Here is a 23,766-nt window from a genome sequence, read left to right as displayed (position 1 = left end):
CCGGTGTCCTTACGGTAGGCTAGTAGCGTGGATCGTGCGCTAAAAGTCTTTACCCCCGCGGTGGTGCTATTACTGCTCGGCGCCGCTGTTTCCCTCTACGCCGGACTGCAAATCGGCGGGGCAGCGGATCCGCGCACCGTCGCAGACCCGGGGGCGATTGTGCGCTACCTGCTGCCGGCATCCCGCACAGCCGTTAACCTGTCGCTGTCGGTTATGCTTGGCGCACTGCTGATTGCGGTGTGGGCGCTCGCAACCGACAAAAACGAGTACGGACGGGTTATGGATCTCGCCGCCGGCGCCGCTGCGGTGCTCACCGTCAGCTCGGGCACAGCGCTGATCGCAACCTACCTCGATGTCAGCCTGCAGCCGTTCTCGGCGAGCCAGGCGTTCGGCGCGGGACTCGGCCAGTTCGTTAGCGAGTTAGAGCTTGGGCGCTTGTGGATCGAGCTGGTTGCGCTCGCTGCTGTCACCACCGTGCTGTGTTTCGCTGTCAGGTCGCGCAGGCTGACACTGCTGCCGCTGGTGACGGCGGTGCTGTGCCTGCTGCCGCTCGCCGCGCAGGGTCACGCAGCCGGAGCCTCAGGCCACTCGCTCGCGGTGAACGCGATGTTCCTGCACATTGGCGGCGCGGCGGTTTGGATCGGCGGGCTTGTCACGATCGTCTATCTGGCGCTGTTTAGCACCCCTGAACGGTTTGCCGTGCTGGTGCGCCGTTACTCGTTTCTCGCGCTGCTCGCGTCAATCGCGGTTTTCTGTTCGGGTGTTTTAAGCGGTATGCTCCGGGTTGGAGACCTCTCTAACCTGTTTGCGACCGGTTACGGCCAGCTGCTCGTCTTAAAAACCGTTGCGATGATTGTGCTGCTCGGGTTTGGTGCGTGGCATCGGATCCGCCTAATCCCGCGCCTCGCCGTCGCAAAGCCGCGGGGTGCTGGTGCAAAGCACCCCGGCGCCGCGAAGCAGCCTCGCGAGGCGAAGATACCAGCGGGGGAGGTGAAACAGACGGCGATCTATCGCACCCGCCTGTTTCTCTGGTTTGTTGTGAGCGAGATCGCGGTTATGGGCATCGCCTCCGGTCTTGCCGGAGCGCTCGGCCGCACCGAAACACCCGTCACGATCCAGCCGGCGCGGGAGCTTGGCACCACAATCACCCCCGCAGAGTGGCTGACCGGTGATCCGCTGCCGCCCGAACTCACCCCGGACCGCATCTTCACACAGTGGAAGTTTGATCTGCTGTGGATTTTGATCGCGGTTTTCGGCATCGCAATCTACTACTACGGTGTGATTAAACTACGCCGTCGCGGCGACAAATGGGGGATTGGCCGAACAATCTCGTGGACCGCGGGTATGCTCGTGCTGTTCTGGGTCACGAACGGCTACCTGAACGCCTACGAAGCCTACCTGTTCAGCTCCCACATGCTCGGGCACATGTTTCTGACCATGCTGATCCCGATGCTGCTGGTGCTGGGCGCCCCGGTGACGCTGCTGCTGCGAGCTGCTGAGAAGCGCCGCGATGGATCCTGGGGCCCGCGCGAGTGGGTTGTTTGGGCGCTCGACACCCCCTGGGCGAAACTCGTCTCGAACCCGATTTTTGCCGCGATTATGTTCTCTGGTTCGCTGTGGATCTTCTACTTCACGCCGATTCTTCGCTGGGCGATGGAGGAGCACATCGGCCACCAGTGGATGATCGTGCACTTCCTGCTCAGCGGCTACCTGTTCGCGCTAACCCTGATCGGCATCGACCCGGTGCCAAACCGTTTCAGCTATCCGTTGCGGCTCGTTCTGCTGCTCGCCACCATGGCGGCGCACGCCTTCTTCGGCGTCACTATTATGAGCGGTGAGGGGCTACTCGCAGCGGACTGGTTCGGGGCGATGGGCCGCGAGTGGGGGGATCCGCCGCTTCAGGATCAACAAAACGGCGGCGGTATCGCCTGGGGTATCGGCGAGATTCCGACACTGCTGTTGACGCTGATTGTGTCGGTGCAGTGGGCGCGGGCGGACGATAAAGAACAGCGCCGCCGTGACCGTGCCGCCGATCGCACCGGCGATGCTGAGCTGCGCGCCTACAACGAGATGCTGCAGCAGCGCGCAGAACGTCAGCAAACCCGCCGCTAGCTAGCTAGGCCTCGAAGATTCGCTGCCCAATGTACTCGCCGGGGCGCACCCCGGGCGGAACCAGCCAGAGGCTTGACCCGATGTGGCGGATGTACTCGTTGAGCAGGTCGCTCTTCAGGTTGCCCTGCACCTGCACAAACTTCGCCGGATCGTTCTGGAAGGTGATGAAGAACAGGCCAGCGTTCAACTGCCCGAGCTCGTTGGATCCGTCAACATAGTTGTAGCCGCGACGCAGCAGCTCAACGCCCTGATTGTTGCTGGAGTGGGCGAGACGGACGTGCGCGTCAACGTCAATCACCGGGCTGCCATCGGGGTTCAGCGCCTTAAAATTAGGTGTTTCAAACTCGGTGCTGCCGCTCAGCGGCGCGCCCTCACCCTTGGTGCGACCGATCACGCGCTGCTGCTCGTTGAGGTGTTGACGGTCCCAAATCTCGATGGTCATCTGAATTTTGCGCGCCACCAGGTAGGTGCCGCCAACCAGATAGTCGGGGGTTTTATCGCCCTTCTGGATCCACACAAAATCCTTCAGCTTTTCAGCCTCATCGGACTTAATGCTCGCTGTGCCGTCTTTGAACCCGAACAGGTTACGGGGTGTTTTTTGGCTGCGGCTGGTTGAGGAGGTGCGGCCGAAACCGAGCTGCGTCCACTTGATGCGCGCCTTCCCGAACGCGATGCGGCTGAGGTTGCGGATCGCGTGCACCGCCACCTGCGGATCGTCCGCGCACGCCTGCACACACAGGTCGCCGCCGCTGATCGCGTCATCAATCAGGTCGAAGGCGAAAAGCGGCAGTTCTTCAAACTCTTTCGGCAGTTTGCTGCGAAGTCCGTAAGGGTCGGCGATAACACTCTGACCGGATTTTTTGTCGGCGAAGAGGGTGCGTCCGAAGCCGAATGTGAGGGTCAGGTTCGCGGCCCCCAGATCATGTGCCTCGCCGGTGTCGTCGGGTGGGAGCAGCAGCGCGCCGTCAACGGCTCCGTCGCCGATATCTTTGCCCTGGGTGAGGGCGCGCGCCGCGGTTGTCCAGTCTTTCAGCAGCTGGATCAGATCCTCGCGGCTGGTTGCGCGGTTCAGCTCGAACGACGCAAAGTGCATCCGGTCCTGCGCCTCGGTTGTGATGCCCGCCTGGTGCTCACCCTCAAAGGGCACAACACCGTGGACCGTATCAACCCGGTTGTCGTCAAAACCACCGCTCAGCGCCGTTTGGGCGGCTGCGCCTCCGGCCGCACCGACGGCGATTCCGGCGGCTCCGGCGCCGATCATGCCAAACAGTTCACGGCGGCTCGGGGTGAGCTTGCCGCGCTCGGCGGTGCCGCGCTCGGCGGTGCCGCGCTCGGCGGCGTGATTTTCGGCGTTGCCGTTCTTGACGGTGTCGTGCTGGGCGGATCCGCTCTCGGCAGACTCGTTGTTGGGGGAAGTGTGCTCAGTCATAATTGCCTCGGGGTTGGTGAAATCAGTGACGGCGAAACGGTGTGGTGCGACCGGTGAACCGGTGAACCGAAAATCGGTGTGACCAGTGGGGCCGGCGGAAGCTAGTGAAAATAGCCCACAGGGGTTTTGCTTCCCCCTGTGAGCTATCTCACTTTTACTGTGGCAACCGGTGCCTTTAGTGTTATTTTAGTGGGTTTTATCCCGGACTACTCGGCTGGTTCCTCAAGACCCAGCACGGTGTGGGTGAGCTTCGAGAGCGGCTCGCTCAGCGCGTTCAGCTGGGCGGCAAGCTCGTTGCGCTCGTCCTGGCCGACGGTTGAGTAGTCAACGAAGCCCTCCTCGTATGAACCGTATGTTCCGAGCAGGTCCTTCATGGCCTTGAACTGCTTCTCCAGCTCAGCAACCAGTTTCTTACCCTCTTCACCCTTAGCGGATGCGATCTTCTTCACGGTCTCGAACGCAACCTCGGCGCCCTCAACGTTTGCGTAGAAGTCGTAGAGGTCGGTGTGGCTGAACTCGTCCTCTTCGCCCGGCAGCTTGCCGTCAGGAGCAGAAACCTCATCGAGCAGACCGATCGCGCCGTTAGAGATGTCGGCGAGGGTCAGCTCGAACTTATCAGAAGACACCAGGTCGTGCAGCTCGGTGACGTCAGCAACCAGCTGGTCGGCGAGCTTCTTGCGGCCTGCCTCGTCAAGCGGCTGAATATCCTCGTCTGGGTAGTTCTTGCGGGCCTCGTCGATCCACATGTCCATCTCGATGCGGTGGAAGCCGGTGAACTCCAGGTTCTCTGCTTCAGCGCCTGGCTTGCGGTAGTCGATCTTCGGATCCAGGTCGCCGAACTGCTCAGCGGTCGGCTCGATCCGCTCGTAGTGCTTACGCACCAGCGGGAACAGCTTCATGGCGGTGTCAAAATCACCGCTCGCGTAGGCGTTCGCAAACTCCTCGGTCTGTGGCAGCAGCTCAGAAACCTGCTGCTTAGTGTAGGCAACATAGGTCGCTACGGCGTCATCGGCGGCCTGCTGCTCGTCAGCCGGCAGTGCCTGCACCTCACCGGTAACAGTGAACTCGGCCTTACCAACGTCAGCGCCAACCATGCCAGGCTTGCAGGCGGTGAAGTAGGTGCCAGGGTCGGCAACATAGGTCAGGTCGCGGCTTGCGCCGGGAGCAATGTTCTCAACCTCGCTGGCAATCGACAGGCCGTTCTCACCAAGCAGGTAGAACTCGTTAACCTTGCTGCCCTCGTTCTTAATGGTGAAGGTGATTGTGCCGGCGGTTGCCTCGGCGGTCTCAACCTTACAGTCGGTGTCTGTTGCTGTGACCGCGATCTTCTGCGCTGCCGCACCGCCCTCTGGGGCGTTCGGCACACAACCGGCGAGCGCTACCGCTGAGGCAGCAGCGAGCGCGGGGATCGCGACTAGCTTGGTGTGCTTCATTGGGGATTTTCCTTTCATTTTGGCGGATCCGCCACTGTTGAGTCTGTCATCGGGTCGCCGTGCTTGATAGCCAGCTGGCTAACCGGAGACGGGTTCAACAGGGTTTGGGGATTTGGAGGACTTAGGGGGATTAGGGGATTCTTGGGGTTTGGTTGCCGCTTGAGCGGTTGTTGGGCTGGTAGCTGGGCCGGCCGCTGAGCCGGTCGCTGCGGTTTTGGTTGCCGCTGGCTTTGCCGGGGTTTTGCGGGATTTTACGATGAAGACTGCTAGCACCGTCACCAGGTAGATCGCCCAGGCGACAAGCTCCAGCTTGCTCATCTCCGGGGTGAACCCGACTGTGCCCTTCAGCAGTGAGCCGATAAACCCGTCAGGGCTGATAATGTGTCCGATCTGGAACGCCCAGGCGCTGTCACCCCAGAGGCCGTGCAGTGCCTCGGGAGCCCAGGTTGGCGCGGTTGCGAACGGCCCCGGTAGCACGTCAGCCTCCTGCAGATCGTGCACACCGTAAGCGAGGATACCCGCGGTGAAAACGATCAGCAGCACACCCGACCAGGTGAAGAAGCGGGAGAGGTTGACGCGCACAAGCCCGGTCTGCATCGCCCAGCCGAGCAGCGCGGCAACTAAAATGCCGGCAACAGCGTTGATGAGACCTGCGGCGGGGCCGAGCTCGAAGGTTTTGGTTGTCGCCCAAATAAACAGCGCGGTTTCTAGACCCTCGCGGGCAACCGAGATGGTTGCGAGCGCAACAATTCCCCAGCCTGAGCCTTTAATAATCTCTTTGCTGAGCTTACCCTCCAGCTCGCCGCGCAGATTCTTCGCGGTTTTCAACATCCAGAAGATCATGCCGGTGACCATCGCGACGGCGACCAGTGACAGTCCGCCGCCGATTAGCTCCTGCGCCTTAAACGACAGACCGTAAGCACCGTAGGTGAGAATAAACCCGGTGACAAGCGAGATTAGGATCGCGAGCGCAACGCCCAGCCAAATTTTGCGGATCACGTCACGCCTGCCGAGCTTGGCAGCGTAGGCGATCAGAATACCGACGACGAGGGCAGCTTCAAGCCCCTCGCGAAAGCCAATCAAAAAGGTAGCTAACATCAATATGCAATTCTCTTGGGGATTAGTAAGTCCCATTTTATCTACATCTGATGATGCGCGCAATCATTCGGCGCCTCCGCAGGATCGCGGGAGCGGTCGACGGGGTCGCTGGATCCGCCCGGGGAGGAGCCTGCCTAGGGCCAGGGTCGGCAGTGCCGCTCAGGGTCGCTGGATCCGCCCGGGAATGCCGGGTGGCTGGAATGCCGGGTGGCGGGGGTGCCGGGTTGCCGGGTGACTAGATCCGCTCGAAGATCGCGATTGACTCGAAGTGGTGAGTGTGCGGGAAGAGGTCGAAGCCGCGCAGCGCCGTCAACTCATATCCGCCCGTGACCAGCGTCTGCGTGTCGCGCGCGAGCGCCACCGGATCGCAGGCAACGTAGATAATGTTCTGCGGTGCGAGCTCTAGCAACTGCGCGGTGACGCGGCCGCCAGCGCCCGATCGGGGCGGATCCAAAACCACCGTGCCCCGGTTAACCCGCTGCCGCACAACCCCGCTGGAGCGCAGCAGGTCTGCGAGATAGTCCTCGGTTTTCGCGTTGAGGGTTTGAGCGCCCGGCGCGGTTGCGAGGTTCTCGGCCGCGAGATCGGTCGCCGCCTCATCACTCTCAATGCTGGTGATCCGCGCCCTGGAATCGCTGCCCGCAATAAAACCGCCGACGAGCAACCCGACACCGCCGTAAAGATCGAGGTTTGCGGCGGCCGGATCCACCGCGTCACCGAGCCACTCAACCGCGCTCGCAACCTGCTCAAACAGCGTCGACGCGGCCTCGCGGTGCACCTGCCAGAAGCCACCGGCGCGCACCCGGAACGGCAGACCAGCAGCATATTCGGTTATGACGTCCCCAGCGCCAACCGCGGTTTTTTCGCCGCGATGGGTGATTAACAGGCGTGGATCGTCACCGCTCGGCGCCACCAGGTCGACGTGCTGCGCGTCCGGCAGCAGGTCGTTAAGCGGCGCGAGAGGCGCGAGCTCGGGAACAGCGAGCGGCAGCGACTTCACCGGGATCACGCGGTGGCTGCGGGCGGCGTAGGGGCCAACCCTGCCCGTCTCGGGGTCGACGTGCAGGCGCACGCGGGTTCGCCAGCCGAGCCCGGCATCATCGTCGCCGGGCAGCGCCTCAATCACCGCGGCCGTTGCGATCTCGCTGTTAAGTTTCGCCTGGCGCCGCATCGCATCCGCGAGCACCTGCGCCTTCAACTCCCGCTGGTGCGAAAGCTCGATGTGCCCGAACTCGGCGCCGCCAACCCGCATCTCCGGCTGCCGGTTAATACTCGCCTCCGCCCAAATGTGATCCTGCCGCTTGGGGGAAGCCTCAACAACCGAAACCGCGGTCGCGCGCGCAAAACTCTTCTTCACCTCGGTCAGTCGGGCACGCACTCGCTCACCCGGCAGCGTGTCGGCAACAAACACAACACGCCCCTCGTGGCGGGCAATGCTGAGGCCGCCGTGCGCGATCCCCGTCACCTCAAGCTCCAGAGTGTCTCCCGCGCTGAGCGCTGCCGTGCCAGGATTCTTGCGGGCGTTATCGGTCGCCGCTGATTCGGTTTTTTCAGTCATGCTTAATATTCTGCCAGTCCCACGCAGCATACAGACAGTTTCAGGCATTAATATCTGGTTATGCAGTTAATTCTCGCCTCAACCAGCCAGGCACGCCAGGCCGTGCTGCGCGCCGCCGGCATCATCCCCGCCCAGCTGTGGCCCCCAGCAACCGACGAAGCAGCGGTTGTTGAGGCCGCAAACCGGGCAAGCATCGCCGTTGGTGGATCCGCCCTCACCGCCGCAGAAACCGTGCAGCTGCTCGCAAAAGCGAAGGCTGAGGACGTTGCTGAACGCCATCGTGACCAGTTGCGGCAGCAGCGTTTCACTGGCGTGATCTTGGGCGGTGACAGCATGTTCCTGCTCGACGGTGAACTGCTCGGCAAACCGCTTGTGCCGGAGGTTGCGCTTGAACGCGCGAAACAGCACCGCGGCAAAACCGGCGTGCTCTACTCAGGGCACTGGGTTGTTGTTGTCGAAAACGGCGAAATAATCACCGGTGGTGGCCTGGTTGACAGCGCAACAGTGCGCCTTTGCGATGATGTCACCGACGAGGAACTCGCCGCCTACGTCGCATCCGGCGAACCACTGCAGCTCGCGGGCGGCTTCGCAATTGACGGGCTTGCCGGTGCTTTTATCGACCGAATTGAGGGATCCCACAGCTGCGTTATGGGGCTGTCCCTGCCGGCGCTCCGCCGCCTGCTGATCGGGCTCGGGCTCAACTATACTGCGCTCTGGCAGCAAAACAGCAACTAGCGGTGAGGGCGCGGGTGGATCCACGCAGGCAGCCTCAGAAGCAACGGCGCGGGCGCGATCCACAAAAGAATTAACACCAGACCAACCAAAACCAGAAAGGTAAACAATGACAGACTATGTTGATCTCGCGGGTGAGGCACGCAGTTTCGGTGACGCCGCCGCACAGCAGCGGGTGCGTGAAAACGACCGCGGTTACGTCTTCCACTCGTGGTCGGCGCAGGGCAAAATCGATCCGCTACCGGTTGCAAAGGGTGAGGGGGTGAGATTCTGGGACTATGACGGAAAAGAGTACCTCGACTTTTCGTCACAGCTCGTCAACCTGAACCTCGGACACCAGCACCCCGAACTGGTTGCGGCGATCACCAGCCAGGCGCAGCGCCTCGCCACGATCCAGCCCGCCTTCGCGAACGACGCTCGCGGTGAACTGGCGAGGCTGCTCGTCGAAAACAGTTTCGCGGGCGCTCGCAGCGTGTTCTTCACCAACGGCGGCGCTGACGCTAACGAGTACGCGATCCGCCTCGCCCGCCACCACACCGGCAGGCAGAAGGTGCTCGCCCGCTACCGCTCGTATCACGGCTCAACCGCGACCGCGATCACGCTTACGGGTGAGCCACGCCGCTGGGCGAACGGTGTGCTCGACGCAAACGTTGTGCACTTCTTTGGCCCCTACGAGTACCGTTCAGAGTTCTGGGCCGGATCCGCCGCCGAGGAGAGCGAGCGGGCACTACAGCATCTTGCACACACAATCGAGCTGGAGGGCCCGGGCACCATTGCGGCGCTGATTCTTGAGACCGTGACCGGCACAAACGGTATTCTGGTGCCGCCTCCCGGCTACCTGGAGGGTGTGCGTGAGCTCTGCGACAAACACGGCATCATGCTGATCTGTGACGAGGTGATGGCGGGCTTTGGCCGCACCGGGTCGCTGTTTGCGTTCCAACAGTTCGGGATCACGCCCGATCTTGTCACCTTCGCTAAGGGTGTTAACTCCGGCTATGTGCCGCTCGGCGGTGTGATTATTTCGGAGGCGATCCACGGCAGCTTCGAGAGCAGCCCCTTCCCGGGTGGACTCACCTACAGCGGTCACCCGCTCGCCTGCGCCGCCGGCGTTGCAACCTTCGAGGTGTTTGAGCGTGAACAGATTTGTGAGCGCGTGCGTGACCTGGGGGAGCGTGTTGTTGGTCCAAAACTGCGCGAGATCGCAGCAAAACACCCGTCGGTTGGTGAGGTGCGCGGACTCGGCCTGTTCTGGGCGTTGGAGCTCGTCACCGACCGTGAAACCGGTGAACCGCTTGTGCCGTTTAACGCGAGCGGTGACGCTGCCGCGCCAATGAACCGGGTTGTTGCGGCGTGCAAGGACGCGGGGCTGTGGCCGTTCGCGGCGGGTAACCGGCTGCAGATTGCGCCGCCGCTGATTATTTCCGAGGCGGATCTGGTGCGCGGCCTAGAGATTATCGACGAGGTGCTAGACGTCGCCGACCGCGAGGCCGCGGCGCTGCGCTAGACCATTGCGGCCAGGGGCTAGCCTGCGCGGCAGGCGCTAGTCCCTGGCCGGGCGTCAGCAGCGTGTGACGCTAGCCAAAAGCGAAAGGGCGGTGCGATTCCTTAAGAGAGGAACGCACCGCCCTTTGAGCGCCGAAAGCGCTTTAGTTTGCGGGTCTCACCCGCTGAAACAGCTGGTGAGACTAGCTGAGCAGCTGCTGGATCCGCTGAATACCCTCAATGAGCGGTTCATCGCCGAGTGCGTAGCTGAAGCGGAGGTAGCCGCTGCGGCCAAACGCCTCGCCCGGAACCGCAGCAACCTCTGCCTCGGTGAGGATCAGGTCAGCGAGCTCCAGTGAGCTGGTTGGTGTCTGCCCCTTGATTTCCCGGCCGAGCACGCCGGTGACGTCAACGTAGGCGTAGAACGCGCCCTCCGGGGTTGGGCAAACAAAGCCGGGCACCTTGCTGAGCTCCGCAACAATCAGTTTGCGGCGGCGGTCAAACGCCTGACGCATCTCCTCAATCGGCTCTTGCGGGCCGGTGAGCGCTGCAATCGCGGCACGCTGCGCAATGTTGTTGATGTTGCTGGTGAGGTGCGACTGCAGGTTTGCCGCGCCCTTCATCACGTCTGCGGGGCCACCCATCCAGCCGAGTCGCCAACCGGTCATCGCGTAGGTTTTTGCGACACCGTTGACGAGAATGGTGCGGTCTGCAAGCTCCGGCACGGCGGCGACAATCGAGGTTGCTTTGACACCGTCATAGGTGAGGTTCTGGTAGATCTCGTCGGTGACAACCCACAGGTTGTTACGCAGCGCCCACTCACCAATCGCCTTGGTTTCCTCCGGCGAGTAGACCGCGCCGGTTGGGTTTGACGGCGAAACAAACAGCAGCACCTTGGTGCGCTCGGTGAGTGCCTCCTGCAGCTGGTCAACGGTCACCTTGTAGCCCTGATCCGCCCCGGCAAAAACCGGCACCGGCACACCGCCCGGCAGCTCGATCGCCTCCGGGTAGGTTGTCCAGTATGGCGCGGGCACGATTACCTCGTCGCCCGGATCGATCAGCACCTGGAACGCCTGGTAAACAGCCTGCTTACCGCCGTTGGTGACAATAAACTGGCTGGCTGGCAGGGTTAGCCATGAGTCGCGAGCGGTTTTCGCCGCAATCGCCTCACGCAGTTCTGGCAGGCCCGCCGCCGCCGTGTAGCGGAAGTTTGCCGGATCGTCGAGCGCCGCTCTTGCCGCGTCAACAATGTGCTCCGGGGTTGGGAAATCTGGTTCACCAGCTGCGTAGCTGATTACTGGGCGACCGGCTGCTTTGAGCTCTTTTGCTTTGCTATCGACCTTGAGAGTTGCTGACTCTGCGATTGCCGCAATTTTCTTTGATAAACGAGGTTTCTGGTTCACAGTTTCTTAGTTTACGCCTTTACGGGTTGCTTTTCATCATTTTGGGGCATTTTTGGGCGGATCCGCGCCGGGGTTTTGCGGAATTTTTAAGTTTTTGCGAGGTCTCATTCGACATCTGCCAGGTTTTGCCGTAGACTTGACACCTGTAATGTTATTTTGACGTGCCCACAAGTAGGGTGCTGAAGGGTAGACATTGCCTAGGGCGGTGGCACAATTGGTAGCGCAACGGTCTCCAAAACCGTCGGTTGCAGGTTCGAGTCCTGTCCGCCCTGCCACACTTCTGCTCTGACCGGTGCAGAGTGTTTTAATGAAAGGACTATGCGTGAGCAGCAGTGAAATCGAGGCACACAGGACCTCTGGCGAACTCGCTAAACACGGTGCTGATGGTGAGAAGCAACTCAACCCGTTCGCGCGCATAATTCTGTTCATCAAGCAGGTTTTTGCCGAGCTGAAGAAGGTTGTCACACCGACTCGCAAAGAGCTGTGGAACTACTTCCTGGTGGTGCTCGCCTTCGTAATCATCATGATGGTGTTTGTGTCACTGATTGATCTCGGCTTCGGCACACTCGCCGGTTGGGTATTCGGAACCCCTAACTAAGCGGGTTTTGCCGTCACAGTTTTTCACATAACTAAGTAGGGGTTTAAGGATATGACTTCAGAGAGCACAGCAGCTGAGCAGCAGCTTGAGGGCGCACTTGACGCTCTTGTCAACCCTGCCGACGCTCCGGCAGACGCCGCAGCAGCTGCTGAGCCGCAGGTCGACCCCTACAAAGAGTTCAAGCGTGAGCTGCGCCGCAAGCCAGGCAAGTGGTATGTGATCCACAGCTACGCCGGCTACGAGCGCAAGGTTAAGCAGAACCTCTGGAACCGTCGCGAGGTTATGGGTGCCGTTGACGACATCTACGAGATCCAGGTTCCGATGGAAGACGTGATGGAGGTCAAGAACGGCCAGCGCAAGATGGTGACCAGGGTGCGGATCCCCGGTTACGTGCTGGTTCGCATGAACCTCAACGAAGATACCTGGTCTGTTGTGCGCCACACCCCAGGTGTTACCGGCTTTGTCGGCAACGCACACAACCCAGTGCCACTGCGCTTCAATGAGGCATTCGAGATGCTGAAGAGCACCGTTGACCTGGAGAACGAAGACAAGAGCACCGCAGCAAACCGCGCAGCGGAGGCCGGCAACGTCGAAATCGACTTCGAGGTTGGCGAGACCATCACCATTAAAGACGGTAGCTTCGAGGGCCTGCCAGGCACCATCAGCGAGATCAACGCCGCAAGCGGCAAGCTCACCGTGCTCGTGTCACTGTTCGAGCGCGAAACCCCGGTTGAGCTCGGCTTCAACCAGGTTGCTAAACTCGCCTAACGCCCAAGCGTTTATTTAAGCTCGGATTGCGAGATCCGCAAAAACTCTCTAGAATAGAGAGGTTGCTCGCAGCAGCATTTTGCTGTGCGCAAATACCACTGGCAGAGAGTCTGTTTTGTGGGAGAGGGGTAACCCTCGTTAGAAAGGAAAAAACATGGCAGCCAAGAAGGTTGTGGGTCTGATTAAGCTTCAGATCCAGGCTGGCGCCGCTAACCCAGCACCTCCGGTAGGTCCGGCTCTGGGTCAGCACGGTGTCAACATTATGGAATTCTGCAAGGCATACAACGCCGCTACTGAATCACAGCGCGGCAACGTTATCCCTGTAGAGATCAGCGTCTACGACGACCGGTCATTCGACTTCGTTCTGAAAACCCCACCAGCTGCTGAGCTGCTCAAGAAGGCAGCCGGCGTTCCAAAGGGTTCAGGCACCCCGCACACCGTGAAGGTGGCTAAGGTTACCCGCGACCAGGTTCGCGCGATTGCAGAGCAGAAGATGGCTGACCTGAACGCGAACGATCTGGACGCAGCAGAACTTATTATCGCGGGCACCGCTCGCTCAATGGGCATTACGGTCGAGTAGTAGGAGGCGACGAAATGGCACAGAAGTCAAAGGCATACCGCGCCGCCGCTGCAAAGATTGAGGCCGGTAAACTGTACACCCCAGCTGAGGCAGTAGCGCTCGCGCGCGAAACCGGTTCAGCTAAAACCGACAGCACCGTTGAGGCGGTTGTGAAGCTCGGTGTGGATCCACGTAAGGCAGATCAGATGGTGCGCGGCACCGTTAGTCTGCCAAACGGCACAGGTAAAACAGCTCGCGTAGTTGTGTTCGCTATCGGCCCTGCAGCTGAGGCAGCTCTCGCTGCTGGCGCTGACGAGGTTGGTGGCGACGAGCTCATCGAGAAGGTTGCTGCAGGCTGGACTGATTTTGATGCAGCGGTTGCAACCCCAGACATGATGGGCAAGGTCGGTCGCCTCGGTAAGGTGCTCGGTCCACGCAGCCTGATGCCAAACCCAAAGACCGGAACCGTTACCCCTGACGCTGCTAAAGCAGTTACCGACATTAAGGGCGGTAAGATCGAGTTCCGTGTTGACAAGCACGCTAACGTTCACTTCATCGTTGGTAAGGCGTCATTCACCGCCGAGCAGCTCGCTGAGAACCTCAGCGCAGCGCTTGAGGAGATCCTGCGTCTGAAGCCAGCATCTGCGAAGGGCAAGTACGTCCTCAAGGGCGCTGTTTCAACAACGTTCGGGCCTGGTATCCCGCTTGACGTTAACGCTATCTAAGCAATAACACCACAAAGCGCCGCAGTTATTAAGCTGCGGCGCTTTTGTAATATCAGCGCCATGGCTCGGGGTGGATCCGCTCACAACCCCGTAGATACTGCCGAGCGCAGTTATCCACAGAAAAATGGTTACGGTGTGATCCCATACAAAATAACAGTAGAATAGATAAAGTCGTCTACGGGCAGGCAAGCGGTTGAACGCGCGGCTGCCCGGTCTGTGTGCCGGAAAACAGGTAACCCGAAAGAAGCGAAAAGGAGACACCGTCAGTGAACGCTCAAACAGTGCTGCTGTTGGCAAACACAGTGCTATGGCTGGCATTCGCTATCGGTGTGTATGTCTGGTATCTGCTGGAGCTCGCAAAGCTGTTCCCGCTGATCGGCCTGCCCGCCGCAAAGGGCAAAACCCCGATCGTCGCCGACGCTGCGCTTTTGAAACGCGCCGGATTCTCACCAACCCCGGCCTATCTCACCCTGCTGCCAATCCTCGGCTGGCTACTGTTGCTGTTCTTTAGACAGCGCGCAATCAACAAAATCAACGCCGAAATGGGCAGGGGTCCCATCTACACGGTCACCGGTTTCGTCCTCGCACCGCTGTGGGCGCAAATGCTGCGCTACTGGCTGCTCGCAAACCCGCAAAATATTGTGGCGGATCCGGCAGCCTCCGCAGCCTCCGCAACCAGCGATCTCAGCGTAACCAGCGATCTCAGCGACGCTGGTGGATCCGCCCCAGCACTCCCGATTATTGAGCCGCTTGCGAGCCCAACCTCGCACACCGTGGCCGCCGGCGACCCGGTAGCTAACGCGGCGCAGCTGCCGCCGGTGCTGCCAGAGTCAGCGTTTGACGCGGTGTTGAACGAGTCCGCGAGTTTTGAGCCGCCACTGCCGGTGGACCACCAGAACCCGGTCGCTGAGCCCGAGGTGATAACCGACTTTGACGCGCTTATCGCGAGCAGCTACGACGAGCACACGCAACTGGTTTCCTCGCCGTTTGAGGAGGAGCCGGTCGACAGCGACAACGAGATCGCCGAGGCGTCCAACGAGAACGACTCCGACGGTATTCAGCAGCTTTTCGCTGACAGTGGTGACAGCGCTGACAGTGCCGACGCGGCAGCGCCCGCGGCCGCTTCCGCGGCTGAGCCTGCGCCGGATCCACTACCAACCCCGGATCCGCTGCCCGCGCCGATTGCAGCGCCGGTGTTTGCGCCAGCGCCAAAACCCGCCGTTCCGGCAGAAAGCTCGGATGCAGCCCCTGCAGCAACCCCGGGCGAGACACAGGGTGAAACCCCGGACACTGTCCCGGAGCTGGTGACAGAACCGGCGACCGCGCCCGTGACACCGCAGCCATCCCCGTCCAAAGAGCGCTGGGCCCTGCGCCTGCCAAACGGCGACGAGTTCGAACTGTTTGGTGACAGCATCCACATCGGGCGCAACCCGAAGGGCGATAACCCGCTGATTATCCCGGACGAGACACGCACCGTTTCAAAAACGCATGCGCGGTTGGTTAAGCATGAGCTAACCGGCTGGCTGATCGAGGATCTCGGATCCACCAACGGCATAGTGCTTTATAAAGATGGCAAACCAGAGAGAATCGCAGTGCCAGGTAAACAAGAATACGCAACCGACAAAATGCGCTTCGGCAGCCTAGAGGTTGAACTAGTGCGGGTCGGGAGCTAACAAGTGAACAAGAATCCACTAATCGAGACAGCCAGCCACTCAGACGTCGGGGCGAAACGCGTCGTTAACGAGGACGCTGTGCTCGAACAGTACCCCTGTTACCTCGTCGCCGACGGCATGGGCGGCCACGATGCCGGAGATGTTGCCAGCCAGACCGCGATCAGCGCCTTCGCCGAGATTATCCCGGCGGGCAAACCCGCAAACTTTCAAATCGTCTCAGACGCATACACGCTCGCGCGGCATCGCGTGCGCAAACTCGCACAGCAGAGCGAACGCGGTGCCGGCTGCACACTCAGCGGCGCAATAATGATCGAACACGACGGCAACCCCACCTGGCTGATCATCAACCTCGGTGACTCGCGCGTCTACCAGCTGCTCGCCGGCCAGCTAAAACAGATCACAGTCGACCACACACTGCGCGACGAAATGATCGAGCGGGGGGCGGATCCAAACGACCCGTCACTGCCACCACCCAACATCATCACCAGGGCGCTCGGCGGGCCAGTGGACGAAGCAGACACCTGGCTGATTCCCGTCCACCGCGAAAGCAAACTGCTGATCTGCAGCGACGGGCTCGTCAACGAGATCGCGGATCGCGACCTGACACAGATGCTCGCCGCGCCCGACAGTGCGCAGGCGATCGCGGACATGCTGCTCGATGAGGCACTGGACGCGGGAGCACGAGACAACGTGTCACTGATTGTTGTTGACGTCATAGACACCCCCGAAACCCCGGAGGTTGCGCTAGAGGACGTCAGCACCGGGCCAACCGGCATAATCGTAGAATAGACAACAAACGGCAGCAACAGTAGCAAGCGGCAGCGGAAGAGAGCGAAACAGATGAGCGCGCAGGATAAGATTCGGGTCGGAGTGATCGGCGCAGGCCAGTTGGCGCGGATGATGGTGCCGCCCGCGATCGCCCTCGGCATCGACATCAGCGTGCTCGCCGAAGCACCCGAAATGAGCGCAAAACGCGCAGCCGACCGGGTAGGAGACTACAAAGACGCAGAAACTGTGCTCGAGTTCGCGAAAACCGTTGACGTTATCACCTTCGACCACGAGCACGTGCCACAGTCGGTGCTGCGTGCACTAACCGACGCGGGACACAGTGTCCAGCCACCAGCAGAGGCGCTGCGGTACGCACAAAACAAGATCCTGATGCGGCAAAAACTCACCGAGCTCGGGGTTCCCGTGCCGAGCTGGCGGGCCGTTAAAACCGCCCCCGAGCTGCAAGACTTTATTTACGAACACGGCGGCAGAGCGGTTGTGAAAACCGCGACCGGTGGCTACGACGGCAAAGGCGTGCGCGTGGTCACCAGCGGTGACGAAGCAGCCGACTGGTTCGCCCAGCTCGGCGACACAGAAGCGCTGCTCGCCGAAGAACTCGTAGACTTCACCCGTGAACTCTCACAGCTGGTTGCGAGAAACCCCTCAGGGCAGCAGGCAACCTGGCCGGTTGTTGAAACGGAACAGCGGGACGGTGTTTGCGCGGTTGTGACAGCGCCCGCGCCGAGCGGATCCGCAGCCGGGGCAGCAGCGTTAAACGAGGCGGCAGCAAACATCGGCACACAGGTTGCCGCTGGCGTTGGCGTCACCGGTGTGCTCGCCGTTGAAATGTTTGAGACACGCGACGGCAGACTGCTCGTTAACGAGCTTGCGATGCGCCCACACAACTCCGGCCACTTCTCAATCGAGGGCAGTATCACCAGCCAGTTCGAGCAGCATCTGCGCGCCGTCACAGACCTGCCGCTCGGCGACACCGCCATGCGTGAACCCCACGCGGTGATGGTGAACGTACTGGGCGGCCCGCCAGAGGGCGCGATGCCGGTGCGGTACGCTGAGATTATGGCGAAATATCCGACGGTGAAAATTCACAGCTACGGCAAAAGCCCGCGCCCGGGCAGAAAAGTCGGGCACGTCACCGTCACCGGACACAACCTGCAGGCCGTGAAACAGCAGGCAATCGACTGCGCGGCAGAGTTTGGGGAGGGAGCATAACATGGCTAACCAGACAGCAGCAGAGGCAACAGCAGCAACAGACCCGGCGACTTTAGAGGCGCAGGCGGGGGCGGATCCGCACCCGGCGCAGCAGGCAAACCAGGCGTCACCGCTGGTCGGTGTGATTATGGGATCCGACTCCGACTACCGGGTAATGCAGGACGCGGTCGCGGTGCTCAGGGAGTTCGGGATCCCGCACGAGGTCGCGGTTGTTAGCGCACACCGCACCCCGCAAAAAATGTTCGACTACGCAACCAGCGCGGCCAGCCGCGGCCTAAAAACCATTATCGCTGGCGCGGGCGGGGCAGCCCACCTGCCGGGAATGGTCGCGTCAATGACAAGCCTGCCGGTTATCGGCGTGCCAGTGCCACTGGCAACCCTCGACGGCATGGACTCGCTGCTCTCGATCGTGCAGATGCCGGGCGGCATCCCGGTAGCAACCGTGTCAATCGGCGGCGCCAAAAACGCGGGACTGCTCGCGGCCAGGATCATCGGCAGCTCCGACGCGGCTGTGCAGCAAAAGCTCGACGACTATGCAGCGGATCTTGCTAGCCAGGTCGCCCAAAAAGACGCTAACCTGCAAACCCGCATCGCAGCAGAAAACTAGCTGCGCTCCAGGAAGTCAACGGCTTCGTCGATCGGGCCGTCAAACACCTTACGGCCGCGCTCCAGGATGATTCCGCGCTCACAGAGCTGCTTCACCTGTGAGGCACTGTGGCTAACCACGAACATGGTTTTGCGCTGCGCCTGCAACTCATCAATCTTCGCAAAACACTTCTCGCGGAACTTCGCGTCACCAACCGACAGCACCTCGTCAACCAGCAGCGTATCAAGCTCGGTGTGAATCGCAACCGCGAACCCGAGCCGTGAATACATGCCGGAGCTGTAAAACTTCACCTCGGTGTCAATAAAATCACCGATCTCAGCAAACTCGACAATCGAGTCGAAGCGCTCATCAACCTCCGCCTTACTCATTCCGAGGATCGCGGCGTTCAGGTAGACGTTGGTGCGGCCCGTCAGATCCGGGTGGAAACCAGCACCAACCTCGAGCAGACCGGCGATCCGGCCCCGAGTGCGGATCCACCCCTTATCAACCGGCATAACACCGGAGAGCAGCTTCAGGGTTGTTGATTTGCCGGAGCCGTTGCGGCCCATCAGCGCAATCGACTGCCCCTCGGGGACGGTGAAAGAAACATCGTGGAGCGCATCAAACTTGCTGGAGATAGCCTTGCGCTTAAACGCCGCAACCACCGTTTCCTTCAGCGAGTGTGTGTGCTTAATGTCGAAGCTCTTGGTGACACCGTGAAAAACAATCGCGGGGCGCGGATCAGCGCCAGGCTTAGGCGCCTCAAGCGGGTTCTGCCAAACCGCGTTACTAAAGTCGCTGTGCAAACTGACCCTCCAACTTTCTAAACACAAGCTGCCCGATAAACAGGGTAACCACCGTGATAATCGACGCCGCGATCAGGTACGGCACCAGGTCAGGGCGGTTAGCGTCACTGTCGAGCGGCAGCCAGAAGGCGATGTGGAACATCTCGACGGCAACCGTCACCGGGTTAGACATGTAGACGTTAAAGATCCACTCGGGAGCGCGCTCGTGCACCATCGTCCACGGGTAGAGCACCGGGCTCGCCCAGGTTGCGAACATCAGGATCAGATCCACAATGTTCTTCGAGTCACGGTAGAGCGCGTTAGCGGCGCCGAAGAACAGGCCGAGACCGAGCGCGAATCCCATCAGCAGCAGCACGCCAACAAACAGCGCAACCACCTGCATCCACCCGAGCGTCCAGCCGACAACGATGCTGACAATCAACAGCAGCAGCGCCTGCGGGCCAAAGTGCACGAGCGCAACACCGCAGGCGGCAACCGGGAACAGCTCGCGCGGCAGATAGATTTTGCGCACCAGCGCGCGGTTATCCGTGATCGCGTTGGTTGCGTTGCGCAGCGTCTCACTAAACAGGTTGATCGCGACAATGCCCGTGAACAGGTAGATCGGGAAGGCGTCGAGGTGGCGATCCACCCCCATAATCACACCGATCACGATGTAGTACATGAGGAACTGCGCACCCGGGCGGATATACGACCACACCCAGCCGAGCACAGAACCGTAGTAGCGGGTGGCGACACCCTTCTTCATCAGCAGGCTAAGCAGGTACCTGTTTCTGAAAACATCGAGCAAGCCCTTGCTTGTGCCAGGGGTCTGATAGTCGGCATCGCGTCGGATGCTCTCAAGCAGTGCACTGTCCATAATCCCCGATTCAGCTGTTAGTCTAGTAAATTCTATCGGATATAGTTTGCCTGAGTTAAACGGGGGTCTCAGCGGCCGTGCGGGCGGGGCGCAGCTCAGCGAACTGCTGCCAGTGCTGAAGCGCGTTCGCGAGCACCGGCTCAGCGTCACTGCCCGGGGCGGATCCGGCCCGCACCAGCTCAGTCACAACCGCCTCATCCCACAGCAGCGTGTCACCCGCGAGGTAACGTTCCCACAGCAGTTCAGCGGCGCCGGGGTTAACTCCCGCGCGCTCCATCCCGACACTGTTAACGCCCGTGATCCTGGGCGGCGTGCCATACAGTTTCGCAAACGGCGGCACATCGCGCGTCACTGGGGTCCCCATGCCGACCATCGCACCGTTCGCAATAACCCGCCGCTGGTGCACAACCGCGTTCATGCCGATGTTGACGCGCTCGCCAATTGTGCAGTGCCCGCCGATTGACACCCCGGCAGAGATCGTTGTGCCGGCACCCACCTGCACATCGTGCGCGAGATAGGCGCGGTTCAAAATCCAACAGTTAGCCCCGACCGTGGTTGGGCGGTGGCTGCCCTGGTGGATCACGGCACCCTCACGAATCACCGCACCGTCACCGATAATCACCCCGGCGTGCCGCTGATCGCCAGCCCAGGCGGCGTTTTGCGGCAGTGATGAGATCTCGGGCGGAGCACCCAGCTGGGCGCCCGGCCCGATCCACACCCCGTCACCGACAGTGAGCGGACCGAGCAAAACAGCGCCCGGGCCGATTTTGACATCGCGGCCGAGGGTCACACCCTCGCCGATGTAGGCGGTTTCTGCGATCAGGCTCATTAGTACTCCAGTTTGACTGCCTGGCCACCGTTTTGGGCGGAGGCAACAGCGGCCTCGTCAACGCGCAGCACCTCAAGCCCCTCACGCAGTGACACGTGGTTTGCGCTCTTGCCGAGGATCGCGTCACGGAACGCCTCGTGCTCGTTGCGCAGCGGCTCGGTTTTCTTCAGCGAGAAGCGGGTGACAGTGCCCTCGGACACGCCACGGAAGGCGGTAACAACATCCCAGTCAGACTCGATAACGCCGTTCTCAAAGAAGGTCAGGTCAGCGGTCAGGGTGTCGGCAACCATTGCGCCGCGCTCGCCGGTGACGAGCGTCAGCCGCTCCTTGAACGGGGTCAGCCAGTTCACAATGTGGTTAACCATGATGCCGTTCTGCAGTTTACCGGTGATTGACACCATATCCTCGTGCTCGCGGCCGGACTTGCTCATGGTGTGAGCGGAAACGCTCTCGTATTTGCTCTGTGCGAGCCAGGCGGTGAGGTCAACGTCGTGGCTGCCGAGGTCCTTAACAACGCCGACGTCCGCGATCCGCGCCGGGAATGGCCCCTGCCTGCGGGTGTGAATCTGGTAGACATCACCGAGCTCGCCCGCCGCGATCCGCTTGCGCATCTCAATCAGCGCGGGGTTGAAACGCTCAATGTGGCCAACGGCGGCGACCAGGTTGCCGCTCTCAAAGGCGCTCACCAGGCGCTCCGCCGCCGGAATATCGAAGGCGACCGGTTTCTCTACGAGGGTGTGGATCCCCGCCTCCGCCAGCTGCAAACCAACTTCCTCGTGAAACTTGGTTGGGACGGCAACAACCGCCACGTCAACACCGGCGCTGATCAGCCCGGCAACACTGTCAAAGTGGGGTGTGCTGCCGGCGACACCGTGCGGATCGCCCATCGGGTCAGCAACGGCAACGAGCTCAGCACCGTCCAGCTCCCGGATCACGCGGGCGTGGTGGCGACCCATCATGCCGAGGCCAAGCAGACCGTACTTCAGTGTCATAGTGTTTCTCCTTAGCGGTGAAGTTAGTAATACAATCCTACTCTGTGAGGCCAGGTTTTAACCCGAAATTGCTGGCAGAGTCACGCGGCTAGTTTGCCTGCCACGAGCAGCCGATAATCTTAAACAGTTTCGTGTCTCCCTCCGAGGCGATCAGCTCCAGGTTCGGGTTCTCGCTCGGTTTCAGGTTGGTGACCTCGGCAAACCGGGCAAAGTCGCGGGGGCTCTTAAACACGGGGTGATCGCCGAAATCAATAATATATTCGGCGCCGAGCTCCTGAGCGGTCTGGCAGGCTGCCGGATCCGCGTCCCTGATGCCGTTAATCAAATCGAAGTAGCTTTGCGGGTAATTGCCGCCGATGTGCGGGAAGATTACCTCGTTGTCGCTGAGGGTTTTAACGAGGGAGGAGCCCGTCCACGGGTTGTTGAGCAGCAGCGAGCCATCCGGCAGGATCTCGTCAGCCTGTTTAATCAGTTTCTTCTCCGACTCGTTAATTAGGTCAGCGTAGCCGTCACGGTTGTCGTAACTGCTCTCCGCCCACACCTTAACCTCGCCGATTGCGGGGTTGAGCAGCAGGCCAGCGCCAGCGATAACGATGGTTATTGCGGTCATCGCCTGTGTTGCCCTGCGACCCCAGAGCGCTTTCACCGTGGATTTCAGGCGCAGCAGCATAACCGCGATGTTGTCGAGCGCGAAAGCCAGCACCGGCACCGCAACAACCCCGATCAGGGCGGCGAGTCGCCAGCCGTCGTTGTACCACGGCCCGGTGATTAGGCTGCGCAGGGTGCCAACCGGGAAACCGTCACAGACCGTGTAAACGGCGACGAGCAAAAGATACATGGCGGCGAACCAGCGGTAGCGTTTGCGCAGCAGCATCAGCACAACGCCGACCATTGTCAAAACGCCAACAACCCAGGCATCACTGCCGAGGTGCGGTGAGCCGCTGAGTCCGTCAACAACCGCGCGCCAGACGGTGTTGCGCGGCAGCCAAGAGTTGTCGTCGATGCTGCCGTATTTCCACGCCAGCACAATCGCAACAGCGTAGCCGACGAGCGCGAGTCCGAGCGGCAGCAGATAGCGGTAGCGGCCTGCCTTCCAGGCGCGGACGATCGCCAGCGCAAACAGCGGGCCGAGCAGGATCAGCGCGCCAAAGATCGCGCTCGGCTGGGCGAGAGCGGCGGCGCCGAGGGATCCAATCGCGAGCACAATCCGGGCAATCTGCGACAGCGGGTCGGTGCTGCGGGAGCGGGCCGCGCGGAAGCAGTGCATCAGGGCGAGCAGCACAAACGGCAGCAGCGACATTGACAGCAGCAGCGGGTAGAGCACACCGTAGATCGCGAGCACATACGGCATCGCCGCCATCGGCACGGTTGACAGCGCGGCGATAATTGCGGCGCGGTTGCTCGGGCCGAGCATACTGCGCACCAGGCCGACAGCGCCGAGCGGCCAGACAACACAGCACACAACCAGCGTCATCGCGTTGGTTGCCGCCGGAATAGAAGTGCCGGTTAGCTGCACCAGCAGCGCCACGGTGCCGTGCCAGAGCGACGGATAAAACACCGGCCCTTCCGGGGAGGTGAGCGTGATTGTGAAGGGGTTTGCGGATCCGGTAGCCAGGAACTCGTCAACCAGGTTGAGGTGGAAATTCGCGTCGTAGGTCTGCGAGATTGCGTCTGGCGCCCACATGTTCGGCAGCAGCTGGCTGACGATAAAGAAGCCGGCGGCTCCGGCGGCGATCAGCGGCACCCAGAAATCGTGCAGGCGGTTCTTCAGCGGCAGCTGTTTGTAGGCGGTGCTTTTCGCGCCCGGCACGCTGAGCGGGTCAAAGCGGTGCAGTTTCCACAGCGGCAGCAGAAGCAGGGCGAGCAGCAGACTCAGTCCGAGCGGGACGAGCGGTTGCCAGGGGATCCGCAAAAACCCGGAAATAATCTGTGAGAGTGCAATAACCGCGAAGGCGGCGGGCACCGTCACAATGAAGAAAGCGTAGCCGCGAGCTCTTAGAGCAAACGCGAGCGGCGCACCCAAAACAGTAATAAGACCGATCAGGGTGAGAACTACGGGAATAAGTTGAGTCCAGCTCATTGCGGGTGGGCCCTTCGGGGTTGGCTTGTGTGTCTCTTCTATTGTGACA

19 protein-coding genes, 1 tRNA gene and 2 pseudogenes are annotated in these 23,766 nt (G+C 61.1%); 12 read left to right on the top strand and 10 right to left on the bottom strand.

What is annotated here, in order from left to right; genetic code table 11:
- Positions 1–27: 27 nt before the first annotated feature.
- Positions 28–2,112, top strand: a complete 2,085-nt coding sequence (locus EII30_RS03405) for a cytochrome c oxidase assembly protein (RefSeq protein ID WP_124885933.1) — start codon at positions 28–30, stop codon at positions 2,110–2,112.
- Positions 2,113–2,116: 4 nt separating this feature from the next.
- Here EII30_RS03405 and efeB read toward each other — a convergent pair whose 3' ends face one another.
- From efeB to EII30_RS03385, 4 genes are all read right to left on the bottom strand, one after another.
- The gene (gene efeB, locus EII30_RS03400) at positions 2,117–3,541 is read right to left on the bottom strand and encodes an iron uptake transporter deferrochelatase/peroxidase subunit (RefSeq protein WP_124885932.1); all 1,425 of its coding nucleotides are present in this window, start codon (positions 3,539–3,541) and stop codon (positions 2,117–2,119) included.
- 206 nt (positions 3,542–3,747) lie between these two features.
- On the bottom strand, positions 3,748–4,974 hold the full coding sequence (efeO, locus tag EII30_RS03395) for an iron uptake system protein EfeO (protein ID WP_124885931.1): 1,227 nt from the start codon (positions 4,972–4,974) through the stop codon (positions 3,748–3,750).
- Positions 4,975–5,052: 78 nt separating this feature from the next.
- The gene (gene efeU / locus EII30_RS03390; protein WP_124885930.1) at positions 5,053–6,072 is read right to left on the bottom strand and encodes an iron uptake transporter permease EfeU; all 1,020 of its coding nucleotides are present in this window, start codon (positions 6,070–6,072) and stop codon (positions 5,053–5,055) included.
- A 235-nt stretch (positions 6,073–6,307) separates the two neighbouring features.
- Positions 6,308–7,630: a class I SAM-dependent RNA methyltransferase gene (locus EII30_RS03385; protein ID WP_124885929.1), complete on the bottom strand. Its 1,323-nt coding sequence runs from the start codon at positions 7,628–7,630 to the stop codon at positions 6,308–6,310.
- A 60-nt stretch (positions 7,631–7,690) separates the two neighbouring features.
- On the opposite strand from EII30_RS03385, the gene EII30_RS03380 reads away from it, so the two are divergent.
- Both EII30_RS03380 and EII30_RS03375 read left to right on the top strand, forming a co-directional pair.
- Positions 7,691–8,365, top strand: coding sequence for a nucleoside triphosphate pyrophosphatase (locus tag EII30_RS03380; RefSeq protein WP_199731555.1), 675 nt, complete (start codon positions 7,691–7,693; stop codon positions 8,363–8,365).
- 106 nt (positions 8,366–8,471) lie between these two features.
- The gene (locus EII30_RS03375) at positions 8,472–9,866 is read left to right on the top strand and encodes an aspartate aminotransferase family protein (protein ID WP_124885927.1); all 1,395 of its coding nucleotides are present in this window, start codon (positions 8,472–8,474) and stop codon (positions 9,864–9,866) included.
- A 181-nt stretch (positions 9,867–10,047) separates the two neighbouring features.
- On the opposite strand, the gene EII30_RS03370 is transcribed toward EII30_RS03375, so the two are convergent.
- Positions 10,048–11,247 (bottom strand): pyridoxal phosphate-dependent aminotransferase, encoded by a 1,200-nt coding sequence (locus EII30_RS03370; protein ID WP_124885926.1) that lies wholly within the window; start codon positions 11,245–11,247, stop codon positions 10,048–10,050.
- Positions 11,248–11,446: 199 nt separating this feature from the next.
- Between EII30_RS03370 and EII30_RS03365 the strand changes: the two genes are divergently transcribed.
- The 9 genes and pseudogenes from EII30_RS03365 (at position 11,447) to purE (ending at position 18,175) form a co-directional block, all read left to right on the top strand.
- Positions 11,447–11,522 (top strand) — tRNA-Trp (locus EII30_RS03365).
- Positions 11,523–11,569: 47 nt separating this feature from the next.
- Positions 11,570–11,845 carry a preprotein translocase subunit SecE gene (secE, locus tag EII30_RS03360; protein ID WP_370266931.1) on the top strand — a complete coding sequence of 92 codons (276 nt, stop codon included), beginning with the start codon at positions 11,570–11,572 and terminating at the stop codon, positions 11,843–11,845.
- Positions 11,846–12,004: 159 nt separating this feature from the next.
- Positions 12,005–12,613 (top strand): annotated as a pseudogene (gene nusG, locus EII30_RS03355) (transcription termination/antitermination protein NusG); the annotation flags it as partial.
- Between the two features lie 154 nt (positions 12,614–12,767).
- A complete protein-coding gene (gene rplK / locus EII30_RS03350; RefSeq protein ID WP_124885923.1) occupies positions 12,768–13,193 on the top strand; it encodes a 50S ribosomal protein L11 in 426 nt (141 codons plus the stop codon).
- A gap of 14 nt (positions 13,194–13,207) precedes the next feature.
- The gene (gene rplA, locus EII30_RS03345) at positions 13,208–13,897 is read left to right on the top strand and encodes a 50S ribosomal protein L1 (RefSeq protein ID WP_124885922.1); all 690 of its coding nucleotides are present in this window, start codon (positions 13,208–13,210) and stop codon (positions 13,895–13,897) included.
- Positions 13,898–14,163: 266 nt separating this feature from the next.
- The gene (locus EII30_RS03340; RefSeq protein WP_124885921.1) at positions 14,164–15,570 is read left to right on the top strand and encodes an FHA domain-containing protein; all 1,407 of its coding nucleotides are present in this window, start codon (positions 14,164–14,166) and stop codon (positions 15,568–15,570) included.
- A gap of 3 nt (positions 15,571–15,573) precedes the next feature.
- Entirely contained in the window at positions 15,574–16,359 is a 786-nt protein-coding gene (locus tag EII30_RS03335) for a PP2C family serine/threonine-protein phosphatase (RefSeq protein WP_124885920.1), read from the top strand.
- A gap of 30 nt (positions 16,360–16,389) precedes the next feature.
- Positions 16,390–17,568, top strand: a pseudogene (locus EII30_RS03330) (5-(carboxyamino)imidazole ribonucleotide synthase); the annotation flags it as partial.
- Between the two features lie 127 nt (positions 17,569–17,695).
- Positions 17,696–18,175: a 5-(carboxyamino)imidazole ribonucleotide mutase gene (gene purE, locus EII30_RS03325; protein WP_124885976.1), complete on the top strand. Its 480-nt coding sequence runs from the start codon at positions 17,696–17,698 to the stop codon at positions 18,173–18,175.
- On the opposite strand, the gene EII30_RS03320 is transcribed toward purE, so the two are convergent.
- The 5 genes from EII30_RS03320 to EII30_RS03300 all read right to left on the bottom strand — a co-directional run bounded on the left by EII30_RS03320 (position 18,172) and on the right by EII30_RS03300 (position 23,717).
- Complete coding sequence (locus tag EII30_RS03320; protein WP_233569263.1) at positions 18,172–18,882, bottom strand: ABC transporter ATP-binding protein; 711 nt, start codon at positions 18,880–18,882, stop codon at positions 18,172–18,174. The two genes, purE and EII30_RS03320, sit on opposite strands and share 4 nt — an antisense overlap.
- A 61-nt stretch (positions 18,883–18,943) precedes the next feature.
- Complete coding sequence (locus tag EII30_RS03315) at positions 18,944–19,816, bottom strand: ABC transporter permease (protein WP_124885917.1); 873 nt, start codon at positions 19,814–19,816, stop codon at positions 18,944–18,946.
- Positions 19,817–19,871: 55 nt separating this feature from the next.
- Positions 19,872–20,645 (bottom strand): acyl-ACP--UDP-N- acetylglucosamine O-acyltransferase, encoded by a 774-nt coding sequence (locus tag EII30_RS03310; protein ID WP_124885916.1) that lies wholly within the window; start codon positions 20,643–20,645, stop codon positions 19,872–19,874.
- A complete protein-coding gene (locus tag EII30_RS03305) occupies positions 20,645–21,637 on the bottom strand; it encodes a Gfo/Idh/MocA family protein (RefSeq protein WP_124885915.1) in 993 nt (330 codons plus the stop codon). The genes EII30_RS03310 and EII30_RS03305 overlap by 1 nt, the downstream gene beginning before the upstream one ends.
- A gap of 88 nt (positions 21,638–21,725) precedes the next feature.
- On the bottom strand, positions 21,726–23,717 hold the full coding sequence (locus EII30_RS03300) for a DUF6541 family protein (RefSeq protein WP_124885914.1): 1,992 nt from the start codon (positions 23,715–23,717) through the stop codon (positions 21,726–21,728).
- Positions 23,718–23,766 lie beyond the last annotated feature (49 nt).

Source organism: Leucobacter sp. OH1287, assembly GCF_003859945.1.
GTDB lineage: Bacteria > Actinomycetota > Actinomycetes > Actinomycetales > Microbacteriaceae > Canibacter.
Note: the sequence above shows the minus strand (reverse complement) of the source record. Positions and strands in the feature narration are given on the sequence as shown.

Bases quoted from the DNA above. Each gene is read 5' to 3' on its own strand.
- EII30_RS03315 (WP_124885917.1), bottom strand. From the start codon at position 19,816: ATGGACAGTGCACTGCTTGAGAGCATCCGACGCGATGCCGACTATCAG.
- purE (WP_124885976.1), top strand. From the start codon at position 17,696: ATGGGATCCGACTCCGACTACCGGGTAATGCAGGACGCGGTCGCGGTG.
- EII30_RS03305 (WP_124885915.1), bottom strand. From the start codon at position 21,637: ATGACACTGAAGTACGGTCTGCTTGGCCTCGGCATGATGGGTCGCCAC.
- rplK (WP_124885923.1), top strand. From the start codon at position 12,768: ATGGCAGCCAAGAAGGTTGTGGGTCTGATTAAGCTTCAGATCCAGGCT.
- efeU (WP_124885930.1), bottom strand. From the start codon at position 6,072: ATGTTAGCTACCTTTTTGATTGGCTTTCGCGAGGGGCTTGAAGCTGCC.
- EII30_RS03385 (WP_124885929.1), bottom strand. From the start codon at position 7,630: ATGACTGAAAAAACCGAATCAGCGGCGACCGATAACGCCCGCAAGAAT.
- EII30_RS03300 (WP_124885914.1), bottom strand. From the start codon at position 23,717: ATGAGCTGGACTCAACTTATTCCCGTAGTTCTCACCCTGATCGGTCTT.
- EII30_RS03375 (WP_124885927.1), top strand. From the start codon at position 8,472: ATGACAGACTATGTTGATCTCGCGGGTGAGGCACGCAGTTTCGGTGAC.
- EII30_RS03310 (WP_124885916.1), bottom strand. From the start codon at position 20,645: ATGAGCCTGATCGCAGAAACCGCCTACATCGGCGAGGGTGTGACCCTC.
- efeB (WP_124885932.1), bottom strand. From the start codon at position 3,541: ATGACTGAGCACACTTCCCCCAACAACGAGTCTGCCGAGAGCGGATCC.
- rplA (WP_124885922.1), top strand. From the start codon at position 13,208: ATGGCACAGAAGTCAAAGGCATACCGCGCCGCCGCTGCAAAGATTGAG.
- EII30_RS03380 (WP_199731555.1), top strand. From the start codon at position 7,691: ATGCAGTTAATTCTCGCCTCAACCAGCCAGGCACGCCAGGCCGTGCTG.
- efeO (WP_124885931.1), bottom strand. From the start codon at position 4,974: ATGAAGCACACCAAGCTAGTCGCGATCCCCGCGCTCGCTGCTGCCTCA.